General features: G+C 58.7%; 14 protein-coding genes. 6 read left to right on the forward strand and 8 right to left on the reverse strand.

Translation table 11 applies throughout. From position 1 onward, the window contains the following. Positions 1-500: 500 nt before the first annotated feature. Positions 501-2,015, forward strand: coding sequence for a sensor domain-containing diguanylate cyclase (locus tag R2669_RS04960; RefSeq protein ID WP_316898972.1), 1,515 nt, complete (start codon positions 501-503; stop codon positions 2,013-2,015). Positions 2,016-2,426: 411 nt separating this feature from the next. Here the strand turns inward: R2669_RS04960 and R2669_RS04965 are convergent, their stop codons facing one another. Continuing rightward, the gene (locus R2669_RS04965; protein ID WP_316898974.1) at positions 2,427-4,100 is read right to left on the reverse strand and encodes a GMC family oxidoreductase; all 1,674 of its coding nucleotides are present in this window, start codon (positions 4,098-4,100) and stop codon (positions 2,427-2,429) included. Between the two features lie 433 nt (positions 4,101-4,533). Between R2669_RS04965 and R2669_RS04970 the strand changes: the two genes are divergently transcribed. From R2669_RS04970 to R2669_RS04980, 3 genes are all read left to right on the forward strand, one after another. After that, positions 4,534-5,058, forward strand: a complete 525-nt coding sequence (locus R2669_RS04970) for a VOC family protein (RefSeq protein WP_316898975.1) — start codon at positions 4,534-4,536, stop codon at positions 5,056-5,058. A gap of 67 nt (positions 5,059-5,125) precedes the next feature. Further along, entirely contained in the window at positions 5,126-5,902 is a 777-nt protein-coding gene (locus R2669_RS04975) for a class II aldolase/adducin family protein (protein WP_316898977.1), read from the forward strand. A gap of 27 nt (positions 5,903-5,929) precedes the next feature. Further along, the gene (locus tag R2669_RS04980) at positions 5,930-7,474 is read left to right on the forward strand and encodes an acetolactate synthase large subunit (RefSeq protein ID WP_316899076.1); all 1,545 of its coding nucleotides are present in this window, start codon (positions 5,930-5,932) and stop codon (positions 7,472-7,474) included. On the opposite strand, the gene R2669_RS04985 is transcribed toward R2669_RS04980, so the two are convergent. The 4 genes from R2669_RS04985 to R2669_RS05000 all read right to left on the reverse strand — a co-directional run bounded on the left by R2669_RS04985 (position 7,427) and on the right by R2669_RS05000 (position 11,801). Further along, a complete protein-coding gene (locus R2669_RS04985; RefSeq protein WP_392397947.1) occupies positions 7,427-7,828 on the reverse strand; it encodes a serine dehydratase beta chain in 402 nt (133 codons plus the stop codon). The two genes, R2669_RS04980 and R2669_RS04985, sit on opposite strands and share 48 nt — an antisense overlap. Before the next feature lie 118 nt (positions 7,829-7,946). Continuing rightward, positions 7,947-9,305: a D-serine ammonia-lyase gene (dsdA, locus tag R2669_RS04990; protein WP_260772871.1), complete on the reverse strand. Its 1,359-nt coding sequence runs from the start codon at positions 9,303-9,305 to the stop codon at positions 7,947-7,949. A gap of 60 nt (positions 9,306-9,365) precedes the next feature. Beyond that, positions 9,366-10,736 (reverse strand): MFS transporter, encoded by a 1,371-nt coding sequence (locus R2669_RS04995; protein WP_147214798.1) that lies wholly within the window; start codon positions 10,734-10,736, stop codon positions 9,366-9,368. A gap of 189 nt (positions 10,737-10,925) precedes the next feature. Continuing rightward, positions 10,926-11,801, reverse strand: a complete 876-nt coding sequence (locus R2669_RS05000; RefSeq protein ID WP_147214797.1) for an alpha/beta fold hydrolase — start codon at positions 11,799-11,801, stop codon at positions 10,926-10,928. Between the two features lie 151 nt (positions 11,802-11,952). Here R2669_RS05000 and R2669_RS05005 point away from each other — a divergent pair, with 151 nt between their 5' ends. Together R2669_RS05005 and R2669_RS05010 are read left to right on the forward strand one after the other, a co-directional pair. Further along, positions 11,953-13,257, forward strand: a complete 1,305-nt coding sequence (locus tag R2669_RS05005; protein ID WP_316898980.1) for a protoporphyrinogen/coproporphyrinogen oxidase — start codon at positions 11,953-11,955, stop codon at positions 13,255-13,257. A gap of 50 nt (positions 13,258-13,307) precedes the next feature. Further along, complete coding sequence (locus R2669_RS05010; protein ID WP_222614253.1) at positions 13,308-14,045, forward strand: TetR/AcrR family transcriptional regulator; 738 nt, start codon at positions 13,308-13,310, stop codon at positions 14,043-14,045. Positions 14,046-14,192: 147 nt separating this feature from the next. On the opposite strand, the gene R2669_RS05015 is transcribed toward R2669_RS05010, so the two are convergent. The 3 genes from R2669_RS05015 to R2669_RS05025 are packed head-to-tail and all read right to left on the reverse strand — an operon-like array spanning position 14,193 to position 19,093. Further along, positions 14,193-15,647 carry an aldehyde dehydrogenase family protein gene (locus R2669_RS05015; RefSeq protein ID WP_316898982.1) on the reverse strand — a complete coding sequence of 485 codons (1,455 nt, stop codon included), beginning with the start codon at positions 15,645-15,647 and terminating at the stop codon, positions 14,193-14,195. 28 nt (positions 15,648-15,675) lie between these two features. Beyond that, on the reverse strand, positions 15,676-16,677 hold the full coding sequence (locus R2669_RS05020) for a WD40/YVTN/BNR-like repeat-containing protein (RefSeq protein ID WP_316898984.1): 1,002 nt from the start codon (positions 16,675-16,677) through the stop codon (positions 15,676-15,678). 16 nt (positions 16,678-16,693) lie between these two features. Beyond that, the gene (locus R2669_RS05025) at positions 16,694-19,093 is read right to left on the reverse strand and encodes an efflux RND transporter permease subunit (protein ID WP_430708764.1); all 2,400 of its coding nucleotides are present in this window, start codon (positions 19,091-19,093) and stop codon (positions 16,694-16,696) included. Position 19,094 lies beyond the last annotated feature (1 nt).

The raw sequence follows: 19,094 nt of genomic DNA on the forward strand, positions 1-19,094 counted from the left end.
CCCCTGCCGGTGACGGCTGAACACAACCACCAGCTGCATCCAGCGCGCACGCTTGCGCGCCGCTATGAGGCAGACCGCTACACCGGCGCGCTCATCGCCCTACCCCGACAGCCATCGCCACGAGCGCGCGCCAACTGATTTTGGGCGCGCGGCGGTGCAGATTTCGGATTTGATTGAGGCCGAGTTTCGGCGGCTGGCCCCTGAGCACTCCACACAAGTACCCCAAGCGCTTACGTTCTTCTTGCCGCTCAATCTTGAAGGGCCGTCAGCACGTCGTTGCCAGCTCCCGAGCGCGCTCGGCGCCGAATCGAAGTGTGCAAGAAGGCACTCGCCACTCGACAACGATCCCCTACCGTGGAGTTGGAGATTAAACCGCAACAGTTGAAAGGCTTAGAAGCAGGCGGCGCCTGATGTAAGACAACAACTTGTTGCATATCCGATAGTATAAGAACGGTCCTTCGCGCCCCAGGGGACAGATTGCATTTTCCCCCAGCAGACCCATGCCCCACCGCAAACGCATTCCATATTCCATCATCGGTATCGGTATTGTCGTCGCCTGTGCATTGATGGGCGTTTGCGTGTTGCAGCTTATCCAGAGCCGTGCCGACGCGCTGGACCGTGCCCGCGAAACCTCACGCAACGTTGGTTTGCTGGCAGAGCGCGACATCGAACGCAACATCGAGTTATACGACCTGTCCCTCCAGGCAGCGATCCACAACCTGCAGCTGCCGAACGTCATGTCAGCCCCGCCCGCCGTACGGCGAGCGATTCTGTTCGACCATGCCATGACAGCGGATTATCTGGGCGCGATGCTGATCTTCGACGAGCACGGCAACATCGTTCTAGATTCGTCGAACGACGTGTCCCGGAAGGGCAATTTCGCAGACCGGCGGTACTTCACGATCCACAGGGAAAACCCGAACGTCGGCCTGTACATCAGTGATCCTTATGTGTCTCGCTTGCGAGGCGGCGCGCTGAGCATTGCCCTGTCGCGACGCATTTCCAAGCCGGACGGATCGTTTGGCGGGATTGCCGTCGTTGCGCTGAATCTCGACTATTTTCACAAGCTGTTCGGCGGCATCGATCTTGGCCAGCGTGGCGCCATTTCGCTCATCGGTTCCAATGGCGTGATGGTCATGCGCCAGCCGTACGACCCGAAGATTATCGGGCGCAACATCAGCAAGGCCGCCACATTCCAGAGGTTCCAAACAGCGCGGGAAGGGACGTTTTCAGAGACGGCATCCATCGACGGGGTGCGACGGATTTACTACTTCAAGCACTTCACCAAGCTGCCCCTCATCATCATGGTGGCCGAAGCCGAGGACGAGATTTATGCGGCGTGGCGAGACCGCGCCTTGATCATCGGCGGCCTTGTATTCGCGTTCGGCATCGCGTTCATCGTGCTGACGCTGATGCTCGCTGCGCAGCTGCGCCGCAGAATCCGCGCTGAGTACGAGCTCGAGTTGCTGGCCCGCACCGACGGGCTCACGGGCCTGAGCAATCGCCGTCGATTCGCTGAGCTGCTGGAGAGCGAGTGGCGACGCGCGCGCCGTGCCCGGTCCTCACTGTCTCTGCTCTTCATCGATATCGACCGGTTCAAGTCCTACAACGACACCTACGGACACCAAGCCGGAGATGACGCACTCGCCGCAGTCGCGCGTTGCATTGCCGACAACGTCCGCCGCCCCGGCGATACGGCAGCCCGTTATGGTGGCGAGGAGTTCATTTTGTTGCTTCCCGATACCCCGGAAGCAGGCGCGCGCCAGATCGCCGAGAAAATTCGAACCGCAATCATCCGGCTGTTGATCGAACACGTCGGCAGCGAACTCGGACACGTCACCGTCAGCATCGGCCTGGCTTCCTGGACACCAGACAAAGCGGGAGACACGGAAGCCATCATCAAGGAGGCGGACGAAGCGTTGTATTACGCCAAGGCGACTGGGCGAAACAAGACCGTCTCCTTCCACGACATAGCCGCCGCATCGACGCCTTCGGAACCCGTCGCGGTCACCTAGGGATCAGAGCCGCGCGGCCTATCGAACGGTTGCGTGGCACTGCAGGGTACGCCAGGGCGAGTACGTCGCTGCTTGACCAATCGCGCGTTGAAGGCCGTCTGGGTACGGACTTTTTGTCTCCGCTCACCGGTTAACGGCAGACAAAAAAGGCTGTACCAAAATCGCGTGTAAGGCATTGATTCTGCTGGCCTGCTTCCACCTTGGCGAAAAGAAAAGTCTGTACCAAGCAGACTCATCGACAGACAAGCAAGAGACACAAAATCTGGCCAACCACATGGCGCCTAGTTGGCCAGACTTTTTATCGTCGACCACGGGCTCGACGTCTGGACAGCCCGTTTTCCGCTGTGGCTATGCGCCGAGGCAGCTGCACTTCACTGCCGGGGGCATCCCAAGTACGGCCGGCCCGCTCGCCTAGGCGGGGACACGCGCTTCGGCGATCGTTTCCGCAGCTGCCGACAAACCAGCCGCTGTCTCGACGCCTTGCCACATCGCAGCTGCCTTCGCGGCCATCATCATGATCGGCACATTAGGGTTAGCCGGAACGAGAGTCGGCATGACAGACGCATCCACAACACTCAGCCCTTCTAGCCCGCGTACGTTCAAATCTGGATCGACCACTGCATCGTCGTCGCTTCCCATTGGGCAAGTGCTGGCAGGGTGAAACTGTTGGCTCGCATTGGCGCGGATGAATGCGTCAATTTCAGAGTCAGTACTGAGCGCGCCAACCGGCATGACCGGCTCGCCGCGAAACGCGTCCAACTCCGGTGCGTTGACGATTGCCCAGGTTTGCTTGAAACCTTCCCGCAGGGCCTGGATGTCTTGAGGAGCCGACAAGGAGTTGTAGAACACACGAGGCCGATCAGCCGGATCCGCAGACTTGAGTAGGATCTCGCCCCTGCTCCGTTGGCCCACCAGCTGCGTGCGGGTCACGAGGCAATCCTGGTAACGCCGCTTGATGCCCGGAAACCATGTGTCGGCATAGGGCGGCGGCATCTGCAAGTACAGCTGCAGGTCTGGCATCGACAGGTTCTGCTGCGATTTGATGAAGCCGATGATGACGCCCGGAAGCCTCGACGACGGCCCGCTACGTAGCAGCACCGCTCGCAGCATGTTCACCGCGGCCTTGTCGAACCGGAGGGATTTCTGAAATGGACTGGGCTGTTTCCGTTTCCACATCATCGGGAACGCCAAATGGTCCTGCAGGTTCTTCCCCACCGGCAGATCGATGATTGGACTGATTCCCATCGACTGCAGATGATCCGCTGGTCCCACACCCGACAGCATCAGCAAATGCGGTGTATTGATGGCCCCGAGGCAAAGGACTGTCCGCCGAGAGTAGACCTGCTCTCGCGCGCCGCTCCGCACATATTCGACACCGATGGCGCGTCTTCCTTCGAACAACACCTTGGTCGCCATCGCTCCGGTCAGAACGGTGAGATTGGGGCGCCCCAGAACCGGATGCAGAAAGGCTTTTGCTGAAGACGAGCGTCGGCCCCCTTTGATGGTGTATTGCAGAACCCCGAATCCCTCAGGTTGGTCGCCGTTGTGATCTTGCGAGATGGGATAGCCCAGTGAACGAATGGCGTCGAACCACGCCGGTGCGATGGGATCATCGATCGGTGGGGTCAGCGCCCCGAGTTCGCCGGCCCCACCTCGCCATGCATTCTCGCCGCCATCCCAAGCTTCACACTGCTTGAAGTAGGGCAGGACGTCCTTGTAGCACCAACCCGGCGCACCTTCATCCGCCCACGCATCATAGGTAGCGGGATGTCCACGCGTGTGTGCCATGTAGTTGATCGACGAACCGCCACCGATCACCCTGCCGTGCGGAATATCGTTTCTTCGACCCCCGAGCCCGGGATCTGGCTCTGACACATCCGACCACCGATATAGGTTGTTGGCTGTCATGTGAACGATGCCTACGGGCAATCCGATCATCGGATCGCGATCCCATTCGCCCGCCTCCAAGAGCAATACACGCACATTTGGATCTGCCGTCAGCCGGTTGGCCAATACGCATCCCGCCGATCCGGCGCCGACGATGACAATGTCGAAAGACTTGTCGATGTGGTCTTTGTGGCCCACTACGAATCCTCCTGCAAACCGCTCACTGGCTCGTGTATTTGAGAGATGGGTCGAAGCTGCCACCGCAGACCGGCAGTCGTTGCCTCTCTTTGCATCCCGCGACGTCGCGCAATAGCGCCTCCCCGGTTGAAAGGAGTTTGCGCATAAATCCGATCTTAGTCAATTATTTAAGTGAGCTGGGCAACAGATACCTCAACACGTCCACGCACCGTCCGCCGGTTCTGCCAGCGTTGCCTACCGTTAAATTTGCGCATCTTGCGACCTAACTGAAGCGCCATGTCTGATATTTGTACGGTACTACGCAGCGCCTAGGGGCTATCCCGGAGCCCTCCCGAGTCTAGTTGCCTCTTGTGCGAAGTGCTGATATAACTCGACTAACGCCGGCTTTTTGAGGCCGTGCAGCACATTGGAGTACCTCACACAGGAGTCCGCAATGTTGATCGGCAAGTTGGGCCCCGTCATGCAAGTCGCCTATGTAGTCGACGACGTTGATGCGGCCATCGCGCTCTGGAACAAACTCGGCATCGGGCCATTCTTTGTCTCCCGACACATTCAGTACGCGGAGCAGACATATCGAGGCCAGCACACCGAATGCGACATCACGGCCGCGTTTGCGTACTCGGGCGACCTGCAGATCGAATTGGTCGAACAACACAACGCGGCGCCCTCCGCCTTTGCGGATTTTCAAAATCGGTACGGTGCCGGCGTACAGCACGTTGGGTTGTTGTCCAACGACATAGCGGCTGACACCGCCACCCTTGCCGATCAAGGGTTCTCACCCCTGCATCGCACGCTCTCTTCCATTGGCGTTGAAACCGTCTTCTTCGAGCCCCCGTTGCTTGGCGGCACAGTCCTGGAATTGATCCAGGCGAGCCCCCTGATCACGGAAGGATTCGCCCAGATGAAAGCGGCAGCCCAAGCATGGGACGGCACGGGTCCCTCTGTCATTGAGTTCTAAGCACACCTACCCACCCATCGTCATGACGACCGACGGGCCCTTGTGCGACTTTTGGAGAATTTGAACGATGCTAAAAATCGGCGATACCGCTTACCCCTCCTTGAAGGGCAAGGTCTCGGATGACGAATGGAACATTCGGGTACAAACAGCTGCGTTGTTCCGCCTCATTCCTTTCATGGGGTGGGATGACCTTTCCATGCAATTGGTCTCGGCACGCGTAGGGGACGACTTTCTCGTCGCCCCATCGGGATTGCTGTTCGAAGAAGTCACTGCGTCCAGTCTCGTCAAAATCAATCTGGAAGGCGATGTCGTCTCGGAAAGCCCATTCGGCCCTGTTCAAAACGCGTGGTACCCCATGCGGGCCGTACATGAGGCTAGGCCGGACGCAAACTTCGTGATCCACTCCCACGACGACATCATTGCTGCGGTGGCCTGCAATGCTGATGGCCTATTGCCGATCTCTCAGTCCGCAGCCTTCGCGATTGCAGACGGCTTGGCCTATCACGACTACGAAGGCGTCGAAACATACGAAGAACGCATACCTTCTTTGCAGCGGTCTCTCGGCGCCAACAATAACGCTGCGATCCTGCGTAACCACGGACTTCTGACGCTGGGGTACGAAGCAAAACATGCCTTCATGCGGCACTACAACATCCGCAAGGCTTGCCGCATTCAGTTGCTGGCGAACAGTGCGAAACATGGGGAATTGATCCGCTTTCCGCAGTCTCTTCTCGATGAGTTCCGCCATGAACTCATGCGTGTTGGTCAAGCTGACGGCACGATGGATCCATGGCCTGGAATGCTGCGTAAGCTCACCAAGTTGGATCCGAGCTTCATGGACTAAAGGCGCCGCAGAATGCAAAAGATTCAGATCAATGGCGCTCAGTCGCTGATTCAGACGCTCGTCAACTGTGATGTCGATGTGTGTTTTGGCAACCCAGGTACGTCGGAGATGCATTTCGTGGCCGCGTTGGATTCTGCGCCGACCATGCGAAGCGTCCTCTGCTTGTTCGAGGGCGTGGCCACCGGCGCAGCCGACGGCTATGGCCGTCTTTCCGGCAAGCCTGCGGCAACCTTGTTGCACCTCGGCCCGGGGCTGGCGAACGGCCTGGCCAATCTGCATAACGCGCGCCGGGCGAACACGCCCATCGTCAATATCGTCGGCGATCACGCGACGTACCATCTTCAGTACGATGCGCTGCTGACGTCGGATATCGTCGGTTTTGCTCGACCGGTGTCCTCCTGGATTCACGAGTCGAAATCGGCGAAGACAGTGGCGGCCGATACCGCCCGCGCCGTGCAGGCTGCACGATCGGCTCCAGGATGCATTTCGACACTGATTCTTCCTGCTGATACCGCGTGGGACGAGGCTGAGCGGCCTGCGGATCCGCTGCCTCACCGCGGGCCTGAACCTGTATCAGCCGCCGCCGTCGAGGCTGCCGCCGCGCTTCTGCGCAATGGCAAGAAGACGGCACTCATTTTGCGCGCGAATGCACTGTATGGGGCAGGTCTTGAAGCCGCAGGACGCGTCCAGGCGGCCAGCGGCGCACGCCTTCTCTGCGATACCTTCGCCCCGCATACGGAACTCGGCGCCGGACGCGTACCAGTCGAACGTATTCCCTATTTCGCGGAGCAGATCGTCAGCTTCCTCGAAGGGACGGAACAGATCATTCTCGTCGGTAGCAAGCCGCCGGTCTCGTTCTTCGCCTACCCGGGAAAATCAAGCTGGTGCACACCCAAGGGATGCCACCTGAGTTACCTGGCACACCCGCATGAAGATGCTTGCGGCGCCCTCGCAGCTTTGGCCGACACATTGGGCGCACCACCGCAGGCAGCGAAGCGCGTACCGCTCCAACTGCCTGATATGCCTAGCGGGAACCTGACGCCTTTGGCAATCGCGCAGGTCATGGCGAACCTGACGCCCGAACAAGCGATCTTCGCTGACGAATCAGCGACGAGCGGCCTTGCCCTGCTGAGTACGATGGCCACCGGCCGACCGCACACCCATCTTCCGTTGACTGGCGGCTCCATCGGCGACGGCCTGCCCGTTGCCGTCGGCGCAGCGATCGCAGCGCCGAATCGCAAGGTGGTCTGCCCGCACGGAGATGGAGGCGCTGCCTACACCATGCAAGCGCTATGGACAATGGCTCGTGAGAATCTGGATATCACGGTTGTCATTTATGCCAACCGCTCCTATGGAATCCTGAACATCGAACTGCAGCGGGTCGGCGTGCAAGAGACCGGACAAAAGGCACTCTCGATGCTGGATCTTCACAACCCCGAAATGAACTGGACCAAGATTGCCCAAGGCATGGGCGTGGAAGCGTCCCGGGCGACCACCGCAGAGGAGTTTGCGGACCTGTATCGCTCAGCCATGCAGCAACGAGGTCCTAGGCTTATCGAAGCGATGATCTAGGGCTGCGGTGAACGGGGCGCGTTCCTCTGCGGATTTGAGACCCACCAGAGATGCAGCCGCTAACGCGGCGCATCCCTGTTGCGATTCACGCCAATCTTGCTGGCGCTCTGACACATGCCAGCACCGCGTCTTCAGATCCCGGTAACGGTCTCCTCTGGGGTCTTTCAATGCCGTGTCAGCACGGCATTTTTTTCGCCTCGTATTGGGAAGCATTGGTTGGGTGGCGTCAGGGCCAATGGTGTCAGACACCTCCCCCTTCAGGCCGAGGATGACGCTGCGATCGGTGCCGTGGCCCTTGTCGGTGGCGCCGAGCGAGCCGTACAGCTCAACGCGCACGCTGGCCACTTGCGGCATCAACACGCCGGCTTAGATCGCCGTGGCGAACACCAGCGCCACACACATCTGCCCGACGGTGTGCGAACTGGATCGGTCAATGCCGATCTCCTAAATCAATGCACCACTACCGTCCTTCTCAGCACGCTCTTGCCTGCAACCGCTGTTTGCTGATTGCGCCGCGTTCAAAAAAGGCTTGGTATTCGTTGTCGGGTACGAACAGCCCGCCTGTCGTCCAAATGACGTGTGTGGAGTTCGCTACGTACTGATTGAGACCGTGGCGCTCCAGGTACTCGGTCCCCTCACCTGGCGACGTTACCCATCGTGGACCGTCAAAGCCGGCCGCCGCAGACGGCTCGATCCGAAGAGACTCCGTCACTGCAGCCGTATGGACATGCTGGAAGAGCCGCTCATCGTCTACAGTGAAAACGCCTCCCAACGCAGTCCGCATGGTAGAGACCGCACGCGCGGACGCACGCGGAACCGCTAACCCGTCCGCCTCGGTTTGGTTGTCCAAGCCGATGTCGTACACAGCAGGGTTGCTCCCACTTGGGTCAAGCATAGAAAGAAGAAAGCATGGCGACGCCACAGGTTCGGCAAAGAAGCAATGCACATGCGGTCCAAAAACATGAGCAAGACCAAACGCGATGCCAGATGGTGCGCCACCAACGCCGCAAGGCAGATACACAAACAACGGATGCCGTTCATCAACGACAACCCCGGAGGCATGCAGTTGACTCTTCAGACCTAACGCAGCTGCGCTGTAACCCAGGAACAGCGACAGGGAATCCTCATCATCAACAAAGTACGACTTCGCATCGCACTCCGCTTGACGTCGGCCCGCTGCCACCGCAGCCGCATAGTCCCCCTCGTGTTCAACCACCGCGACGTTCCGCTTGCGCAATCGGTCCTTTTTCCATTGTTTGGCGTCAGCAGACATGTGCACCGTTGCCTTGAACCCCAGCGCGGACGCAATCACACCGATGCTCAATCCCAGATTGCCGGTCGAACCAACCGACACCTGATATTGGCCAAGGAATGCCCGCGCTTCGGGATCCAGGAGGCCGGCAAGGTCACCTTCGGAAGCAAAACCATGAGCGACAGCGAGATGCTCTGCTAACTCCAGGACTTCGTGGATGCCGCCTCGCGCCTTGATCGATCCGGCAACAGGTAACCCATGATCTGCCTTCACAAATACATGACCTGCAAAAGGCGGCAAGCCGAGTGCCTCTTGCAGAAAGCTGGCTCGAATCAATGGTGATTCGATGACTCCACCGGTGGCCTCCAGTTCGGGAAACAACTGAAGCAGCACGTGCCTGAAATTTGCAAAGCGGTTTGCGGCTTCAGTGACATCGGCCATGCCGATCATTCGCTCTCCCCATGAGCATACGGGCATCCCGTCATGGGAACGATTCGGGTTCGTCCACAACTGCGGTCTACGCGCCTCCAGCGCAGCGATCGCGTCAGCGGAGGCGAGTGTCAGATGCATCCTGTCCATGGAAAACAAACTCTTAGAGGGAAGGAAAACCAGATGGGAGCGTTCTCGTCCGCAAGAACGCTAAGAAACAGAAGGTTGCTCGCTATGCAGCTCCACGGGAGCAGGCGCGACGATGCGAGAGTCAAAAGCCCTGTAGAACCAGATTACGACCAGAGCTAGAGCATTCACGACCAAGGGAATCACCGAGACGGCTAGACGTATTGACCAGATTGCCGAGTGCGGTTGTTCGACGAAACCCTCTTGTGTCTCCACCAAGCCGGACAGAGCGAACAAGCCTCCGGCAACCAACGCGCCCAATGCAAATCCCAGTTTTTCGCCGGCGACGAACACCCCGCTCAGCACCGCCTCCGACTGCGGCGCGTCACTCCGGCTGTCTCCATGCTTGATGCAGTCCGCCAACATCGAATAGGCAAACACCTGAATTCCGCCTTCACTCATCCCCAAGATGGTTGCAATGGCCAACACAAATGGCACGGGGGTCGTTGGATGGACCATCAGGTACCCAAGGGCTGCGGTGCCAGCGACAACAAGTGCCACCGCGAACGATCCGAATTTGCCGACAAGCTTGCCGAGATACACAAACAGCGGAATCGCCGCGACAGACGCCCCGAAGGTCAGAAAGAAGAGAAGGGACAGGAAATCGGCGTCTCGATGCAGCACGTAAGTGACGAAGTACGCCAAGGTTGCCCCAAGCACTCCGCTCCCAATGACGTGGAGAACATAGGAAAAAAGTAGCAACAATAATGGACGGTTGTTGACCAGGGCACCCCAAATCTCGGCTTTCGTCAGGTGCGGAGCGTCCACATGTCGGGCTGGCTCCTTGGAAGTGAAGAACGTCGTCATCACGCTCACCGCCATGACGCTCCCCATCACGATACCCATCGCCAGATATCCGGACCGACCTCCCCCAAATTTCTCAACGATCAATGGAGCCCCAGCGCCCGCTAGCACGCAGCCCAGCATGGAGTACACGGCGCGATAGGAGTTGAGCGTTGTACCGTCGTGGTAGCCCGTCGCGATCTCGCTGTTCAACGCGCAATAGGGCACCAGGAAGGATGAATAGCAGAACGTGCAGATACTGAAGACCCCCGCCACAAAGCAAGCCGAGGCCAGCGGCGAACTGAACGGCGCTCCCCAGATGAAGGAGAATGCCGGCAGGATCGTCAACCCGGCGAACAGAATGAAGGGACGCCGACGGCCAAGCGACGTTGACGTTCTGTCGGACATGCCGCCCACCACCGGACTCGAAATCAGATCTACGATTTTCGGCAGAACTGCAGCCAGCGTGGCGACACCCACGGAGATGCCCAGGATGTTCGTCATGTAGAACATCAGCAAGATGCTCGGCGTGACGGAGTAGATTCCGCTGGACAGATCTCCGATGGTGTAGATCGGATACCTGACCAGACGCGATGCTTTCGGCTTGTCCATGGTGCACAACGCTATGCCGTGGTTAGGGTGCCGCGGGGTGACCGGCTGTCTCCGCCCGAAGCTGTGTCAAGCGGCTCCATAAGAGCCGACGCTTCTACATCCGTTCCTCTGCCAGAGAGGTATTTCACGGCGGCTGGCCGGCCGAGGCAACAATCGCCTCGAGTCGACGCATCGACCGTAGCAACACTTTCAGCGTTGTGAAGCGCGCTGTAGCAATGCCTCAATTGCTGCCAACGATTCGGGCTCGTCCAGAAGGGGAGGATGCCCGCGGCCTTCGACCGTTGTCAGCACGGTGTCGGCGTGAGCCTCCACCATGCGCTCAGCGCAGTCAGCCGTAAAGAAGTCCGAGGTCGCTCCGCGAAGAAGCGCCACTGGCACGCCGCGCGTCGCGAGAAACTGCGGCCATAGATCTGGCCTTTCGGCCTTCATCCGTTGCGCATCGGCAAGCGAGCGAAGGTCGAAGTCCCGGGCATATCTGCCAGGAGCCACCTCTCGATAGGCTCGCAGCATCAAATCCACCCAGCGCTCTTCGGCAAGATCCGGGTACGTCTTGCTGAAGTGCAGCTTCACGCGATCCACTGCCTCATCAAAGCCGAAGTCCGATGCGTCGACGTTGTCCGCCATTCTTTTGGCAGACTGCTCCACGACTTCGGCGCCGAGGTCGTTCAGAACGATACCTGACACGCGCGTCCCGCTCTCTCCCGCCATATCCATCGCGATGATGCCCCCAAGAGCAACGCCCAATACCGCAACCGGGCCAATGTCGAGATGGTCCAGCAGATCTTTGACGTCCCGCATGACCAGATCGTAGTGATAGTCCTTGGGGTCGCTGTACCGCGTAGAGAAACCCCGCCCGCGGAGATCCGGGGCCACCACACGGACACCCTTGGCCGCGAACGTCTTTCCCAATTCGCAGAAGTCGCGGGAGTTCCGCATGAACCCGTGCAAACACAATAGCGGCACAGAAGACGCGGGGCGCGCCGGGACGAAATCTCTATAGAAAAGCTTCGCTCCCGTAGACGTTACAAACCACGCCTCTTTGCCGTTCTCGACACTTCCGTCCATGGCAGTTCCCCTAGCATGCGTCCCGCCCACCTCGGGCGATCGTTGGTGTCAAACATTGATCCAAAAGCTGACGTTAGTCAAGTTTTATCGTACACTGGGATCCACAAGGGGTCATCGCGCCCCGTTCTCACGACGACGTCATCTCACGTACATGAAAGACACCACCATCGTTATCGGCGCAGGCATCACCGGCCTCACAGCGGCGCACACATTGAAGGAAGCAGGTCGAGATGTTGTTGTCTTGGAGGCGTCAAACCGCCCTGGCGGACGGATCGTCCGCCTGACGAGAAAAGGGGATGCAGCAGAAGGCGGGGCGCAAGGAATTCATTCCAACTACAGAGAAATGCTGAAGCTTGTGAATTCCTATGGGCTGTCTCAGGATCTGATGCCCCAATCGAACCTCCAAGCCGGATATTTGGATCGCCGGGGCAATATCCAATTTCCGCAAGGGAACTTGGGGCTTGCCAAGCTGCTGGGCCTGCGGGGAACATTGGATCTCACGTGGTTTACGATCCGGTATCTTGCCATGTCGAAACGATTTTCGTTCTTTGACACAGAGAAAGACATTCCGGAATACGACAACGTTTCGGCTGCGGACGCGTTTTCTTGGGCCGGCAGCAACTTTAAGGATTTTGTGCTCCGCCCCGCAGCCCATGGAATGGCAAATACAACGGCCGAGCATACGAATCTATATCACACGCTCAATCTCATAAAGATGTTTGGCACATCCAAAGTCATGACGCTGCGCACAGGCAATGTCACACTTGCCGAACGGATGGCCAAACGGGTCAATGTGCAATATGAAACGGCGGTATCAAAGATCCTCACGAATCGAGGCAAGGTCGAAGGCGTCCTTCTTGAAAACGGAACCACACTAAGTGCAAAGCACGTTATCGTCGCATGCTCCATCGATCGGGCTGCCGAGCTCGTCCCCGATGGTATGCAGACAGCAAAAGAGTTTCTGTCTTCATTCCCAAATGCCCCTTTCTCGCTGGTGTACTTTTTCCTTGATCGCCCTCTCCAAACAGAGGCGTTCGTGTACATGGGGCACGCCTACCGGGATACCGTCTTTAACATGGCTTTGAATCACACGGTCAAGACTCCGCACCTGGTGCCAAGTGGCAAGGGGATCATTTCCGCATGGCCTTGCTATCCCGATGCAGCGCGTCTCGCCCAGCAAAGTGAGTCAGACCTGATCATCCAAGCGTTACGCGACGTGGAGGCCTTCTTCCCAGGGATTTCTCAATGGGTTGATGAGGCACGCGTGCAGCGGCATACGTGGGGTGTTGGCCGCTTCGCTCCGGGCCAGCATGCTAAGATTCTCGCGTTCAAGAAGGAGGCTGAATCGTTTGACGGGATTTCATTCGCCGGCAACGATTACGATGGTGTCCACATGGAATCCGGCGTCCGTGGTGGCCTACGTGCAGCAGAACGAGCGCTGAAAGGCAATAAATAAAACGCTGACCCGTCGCTGAGCGCCTTTAATCTACAGAGGATTCACCCAGAGTGTCAGGATCAAAAATCACGCCTCCCGACGATGAACCGGTGCGCCAAAAGGCTTCGCACCGAAAAGGACGCACCGCAGAGGTGCGGCGATCCCCTCGCGTGCCAACTCAAGAGCGAAGCAGGCGCAGATATCAAGCGATTATCGAGGCAACCGAACATTTGCTGCAAACCGCAAATATCGAAGATATTAGTCTCTACGATATTGGAAAGCAGTCCAAGATAGCGCCCGCCTCTGTGCATTACCTGTTCAATACGGTCACCGCAATCCATATTGAGTTAAACAAGATATACAACGAGCGGCTAACTGCCATCGTTCTGGAGCAGAGCAAGCGCCAGGCTGCCAAAAAGAACCCAAGCTGGCAAGATTGGGTTAAAGCTGTGATGGCGGATGCCCGTGATGTGCTCAACAACAATCGAGCCATGAGTGAAATCATGTTGGGGCCAACATTGCATCGCCAAAGTCGGATTAACAACCTGATGCACAATAAAACATTCGGGCAGGCTTCGCTCGAGGTAATGCGGGAAGCCTATGTCATGCCGGAAATCCCAAATCTGGAACGCTACTTCATGTTCTCTACAGAACTCGGGGAGGCGTTGTGGTCGGGCTCTTATTCCGCCCGGGGCGAGATAGACGACGAAACGTTCGCGGAGTCTGTTCGGGCCACGCTCGCGTATCTGAGATGCTTCCTGCCGGAAACCCTGGTTCTAAAAGAGCGTCAAGCAGAAAGCGCAGCGTAGGCCGCAATCTGGAGCCTCGACGAGCAACAACTCTCGGCTCGTAAGCTGACGATTAATCGATTTACATCAGATTTTTCGCTCCCTATCCATTGACTTGAGCCATGCTGGGAAGCGCGGGCGCCCCGGACCGTGCTTCCCTCGCCGCAGTCAGTTGCCGGTTGCACCCATGATCGACTTTGTTTCTAGAAACTCGTCGATCCCAGCCGCACCCCACTCTCGGCCGTTTCCGGATTGTTTGTATCCGCCAAACGGCGCAATGGGATCCACCCCAGCCCCGTTGAGGTGCACCATGCCAGTACGCATCCGCCGCGCCACGCGCTGCGCCTCGTCAACATCCGGACCGTAAACGTAGCCCGATAAGCCGTAGATCGAGTCGTTGGCGATAGCAACCGCCTCTTCCTCATCGCGATATGGAATGACGACGAGGACGGGTCCGAAGATTTCTTCCTGTGCGATACGGAACATGTTGTGCGGGACTGTGAAGACCGTGGGCGCAACGTAGAAGCCTCGGTCAGTGCCTTCCACCGTGCTCAAACCACCGCTCACCAGCGTGGCGCCTTCATCCAGTCCCACTTGAATCATTTCGCGGACCTTAAGAAACTGCCGGCGGTTGGCGATGGGGCCCATGGTCGTGCTCGGGTCCATGGGGTCACCCACCACAATGCGTTTGCACGCCTCCACCGCTATCGCTTGCACTTCTGCAAGGCGGTGCGCAGGTACCAGCATGCGTGAAGGCGCCGTGCATGTCTGACCGGAGTTGCTCATCATGCTGAGCACCCCGTGTGTGACAGCGGTCGGGAAATCGGCTCCATCAAGAAGGATGTTGGCCGACTTCCCACCAAGCTCGAGAGACACACGTTTGACGGTATCTGCTGCGGCCTTGGTCACCTGTGCACCGGCGCTTGTCGAACCGGTCAACGAGACCATATCGACCAGTGGATGCGAGGCAAGTACCTGGCCGAGGCGACCGCCTTCTCCCTGGACCATATTGAAGACGCCGGGAGGAACGCCAGCCTCCTCCAGGATTTCCGCAAACAGCACTGAGGAGTAAGGAGCGTTCTGGCTGGGCTTCAGAACGATGGTGCAACCTGCTACCAAGGCTGGGGCGACCTTGCAGGCGACTTGGTTCATCGGCCAGTTCCACGGCGTGATCATGGCGCACACACCGACAGGCTCTTTCACCACGCGCGTGGACGGCAACTGAACCTCAAAGGCATGCGCCTTGGCGACAGCTGCCGTCGCACGAAAATGCATCATGCCGGCGGGCGCTTGGGCAGGCATCGACAACGCGTAAAGGGGCGCTCCCATTTCCAGCGTAATGGCACGCGCCATGTCGTCCATCCGCCGTTCATATATGTCGGCAATGCGCTCCAGCAGCGCGATGCGTTCAGCAAGCGGCGTCTGAGAATAGGCGGGAAATGCATCGTACGCAGCCTGAATCGCGAATACAGCGTCAGCTTCGTCTCCAAAGACAACACTGCCCGATACCTCTTCTGTCGCGGGATTGATCACATCGTGATGGCGGCCGCCACCGCTCGGCGGTACCCAACGGCCGTTGATGAAGGCGCATTGAAGATGCGCTGAGTCTTTTCCAATGGTCACGCGTTGTCTCCTTGCCGAATGCGTCGGCTTAGTTCTGGTTTTGGGGATTTGCGGCGGGGTCCTGTACGACGCCTCGTTGCGAGAACATCAGCCATTTCCCCGGCCCCGTGGGCAATGCCGCCGTCAGCGGGGCGCCGCCGGCACGGATCGATTCCGTGAAAGTCCGACCGCCGTCATGGCTTTGGGCCGCGAAGCCATCGAGGCCGACGACCATCACGTCGCCGTTTCTGGCCGCGATGGATGTGATGGAGCTGGCGGCTTTCAAAGGTATTCGCGTCCAGCTCCGGCCGCCGTCTTCGCTGCGCATCAACGTTCCGCGCTGGCCGCCGACTAGCAGCACGCCGCCGTCCAGCATCGCCCCGCACCACAGAGAGCCGTTGTAGCCGGTGTCGAGGTATTCCCATGTCCGGCCATAGTCGACCGAGTGCAAAACCTGGCCCTTCTCTGCAGTCGCAAATACGCCCCCCTTTCCGTCGGGAAAGAGGCCAAGCAAGTTGAAGTCGGACTTGGTGCCCGCTTTGGGATTCACGCGCTGCTCTGTCCAGGTGGCACCGCCGTCCTGCGTCACCAGCACGAGCGACCACAACCCCACTGCAACGCCACGCTGTGGATCGAAGAAATGCACCGCAAAGAGCGGGCGATCCTCCTCGGTGCTCAACCGTTGAATTCGCCATGTTTCACCACCATCGGTGGTGGCAAGGATCACCCCCCAGTGACCCACGGCCCATCCTGTTTTCGGACCGGCAAAGCTGACGCTCGTCAGAACTGAACTCACCGGCACCTGCTGTGCCTGGTGGAAAGAGGCACCTCCATCATCGGACAGCAGCACGACGCCGTTGGCGCCCACGCTGACGAGACGGTCGCCTGCCCACGTCGCACCTAGCACCGGGGACTGTGTCGCGATGGGAGATTTCGCTGCGGGAATCGGAACCAATTTTTCGGATTGGGAGGCAGCATTGGCCACCACGGCCAGTACAGGCGCCGCAGCAATGACGAAGGCTCGAAGGATGCGCGAATGAAGGATCTTCATGGTTCGTCTCCCCACATCAATGCGCCAGGAGGCCCGGTGCACGCGCGGGGCCGCGGCGTGGGAATAGCCGTTCCAGCCAAACCGCAAAAGCAGGAAGAACGGTCATCGCCATCACCATATTGACCAGGAACATGAACGCGAGCAGCTTGCCCATGTCGGCTTGGAACTTCAGTGCGGAGAACGACCACGTTGCCACCCCAACAGCCAGCGTCAGTGCCGTAAAGATCGTGGCTGTACCGACCTCCAGAATCGAATGCTCCAGCGCCTTGACGATACCCACGCCATTGGCTAGATGGAGTTGCAGGCGGTTATAGATGTAGAACGCGTAGTCGACGCCGATACCCACCGCAAGCACCATCACAGGAAGCGTGCCCACGGTCAGGCCGATCTCAAGCTCTTTCATGAACCAGTAGCCGATAAACGTGCCGATCGTGAGCGGGAGACAACAGGCCAGTACGGCGCGAACGTCCCGATAAGCGAGAAAAACCAGCAGGACGATCGTGGCATACACGTACAGCATCATGGGGAGTTCGCTGTGCTCGATCACTTCGTTCGTTGCCGCCAAGACGCCCGCGTTGCCTGAGGCAAGCCGGATCGTGACGCCGGGGAGTTTCTCCGTGTCGCGGAATGTCTTCACCGCGGCGATCACGCGATTGATCGTGGTGGCTTTGTGATCGGAGAGATAGATATGCACCGCACTCATGCTGCAATCCTTGCGCATGATTCCGGGAAGCCGCCCCACTTCTACGGCCATCGCCGCGTAATTCGCGGGATCAATGGGCGTCGCGGACATCTTCGGATTTCCTTCGTTGTAGCCTTCGTTGTATTGGCGAAGCAGCGACGAAAAGGACGTAATGGACAACACTCCATTTACGGGCTGCATTGCCCAGACGAACCGGTCCTGGTATGTGGCAATCTGGACGTTCTCGCACGAGTTGGACGGCGCCTGAAAGACGACCGTGAGCCAGTCCAGCCCGATGTCGTAGTTGGTGGCGATCGAAACAGCGTCTCGGTTGAATCGGGCGTCTGCACGCAACTCCGGCGCGCCCGCCTGCAACGTACCGACCACGCGATCCCGGCTCTGCCAGGCCGCCGTGGCAAACACGCCGGCCGCGATGACAAGAACGAGTGCTGCATTTCGGGGAACCGCAACGCGTGCCAGGACATGCAGCCAACGTGCCCGTTGTACCGCCCTCGCTTCCATGCTTTTGGCATACGCAGCGTCCACCTGAAGCATCGATGCCGCAAGGGGAAGCATGACCAGGTTCGTGATGATCTTGTACGCAACGCCAAGCGATGCCGTGATGGCCAATTCGCGCACCATCGGAATCGGGACAAGAACCAGCGTGGCGAAGGAAACGAACGCGGTGATGAGCGCAAGCGTTCCGGGCACCAGAAGACCACTGAAACTCGAGCGCGCAGCGCGGTCCACAGACTTGCCGTGAGAGATCTCTCGAACGATGAAGTTGATCTGCTGAACACCATGCGAGACGCCGATGGCGAACACGAGGAAGGGCACCAGCACACCCAACGGATCAAGCCCGTACCCCAGCAAATACAACGTCCCGAATTGCCAGATCAGCGAAAAGAGCGAGCAACTCAGTGGCAATATCGTCAAGCGAATCGATCGACAGTACCAATACACAGCCAAGGCGGTTAGCAACAGCGCCATCAGGCAGAACTGCAGGACGGCGGCAGCGCCCTCAGCGATGTCACCAATCTGTTTGGCGAAGCCGATGATCTGGATCTCGTACTTGTCGTCCTCGAACTTCTTGCGTAGCTCAGACTCCAGCATCCTGTCGAACGACACATAGTCGATACGCTTACCGCTGGCGTTCACCTCGTTCAGGTCGGCCGTCACCATGGCACTGGTTTGGTCTCGCGAGACCAGGCTGCCGACAAAGCCCCCCTGCGCCGTCGACCGAGAGATATCGCCGATGGCCGTTGCATCCAGGCGGTCCGGGGTGACCGTGCCCGGGATGAGTGGATCGGCCCGGAACCCTTCCTCGGTGATTTCGTTGACGAAGGAATTCGGCGTCCATAAAGACTGGACGCTGCTGCGCGACACATAGGGCAGGAACGTGACGGCCTGCGTGACGTCGTAAAGGCGCTTCAAGCCCTCCGTCGTCCAAATGGTTCCCTTCCTGGCTTTTACGACGATCGTCAGGCGGTTTGCGCCCAACAGATCATCTCGGTATTCGTTGAATGTGGCGATATATTCGTGCCCCACGGGAAGCTGCTTCTCGAAGCCAGCATCCATTCGCAGCTTGACCGCAAACCATCCCATCGCAACGGTGAAAGCGATGAGTAATCCAAGCACAAGCCGCCTGTGGCCGAATAGCGCGTCCTCGAGCATGTTTAAGATCCGGACGAGCGCGCTCGAACGCGCCGACTCGGCAACAGGCGACGACTTCATG

Origin of the sequence: Ralstonia edaphi (genome assembly GCF_958350185.1) — a bacterium.
In the GTDB taxonomy this organism is placed as follows: Bacteria; Pseudomonadota; Gammaproteobacteria; order Burkholderiales; family Burkholderiaceae; genus Ralstonia; species Ralstonia edaphi.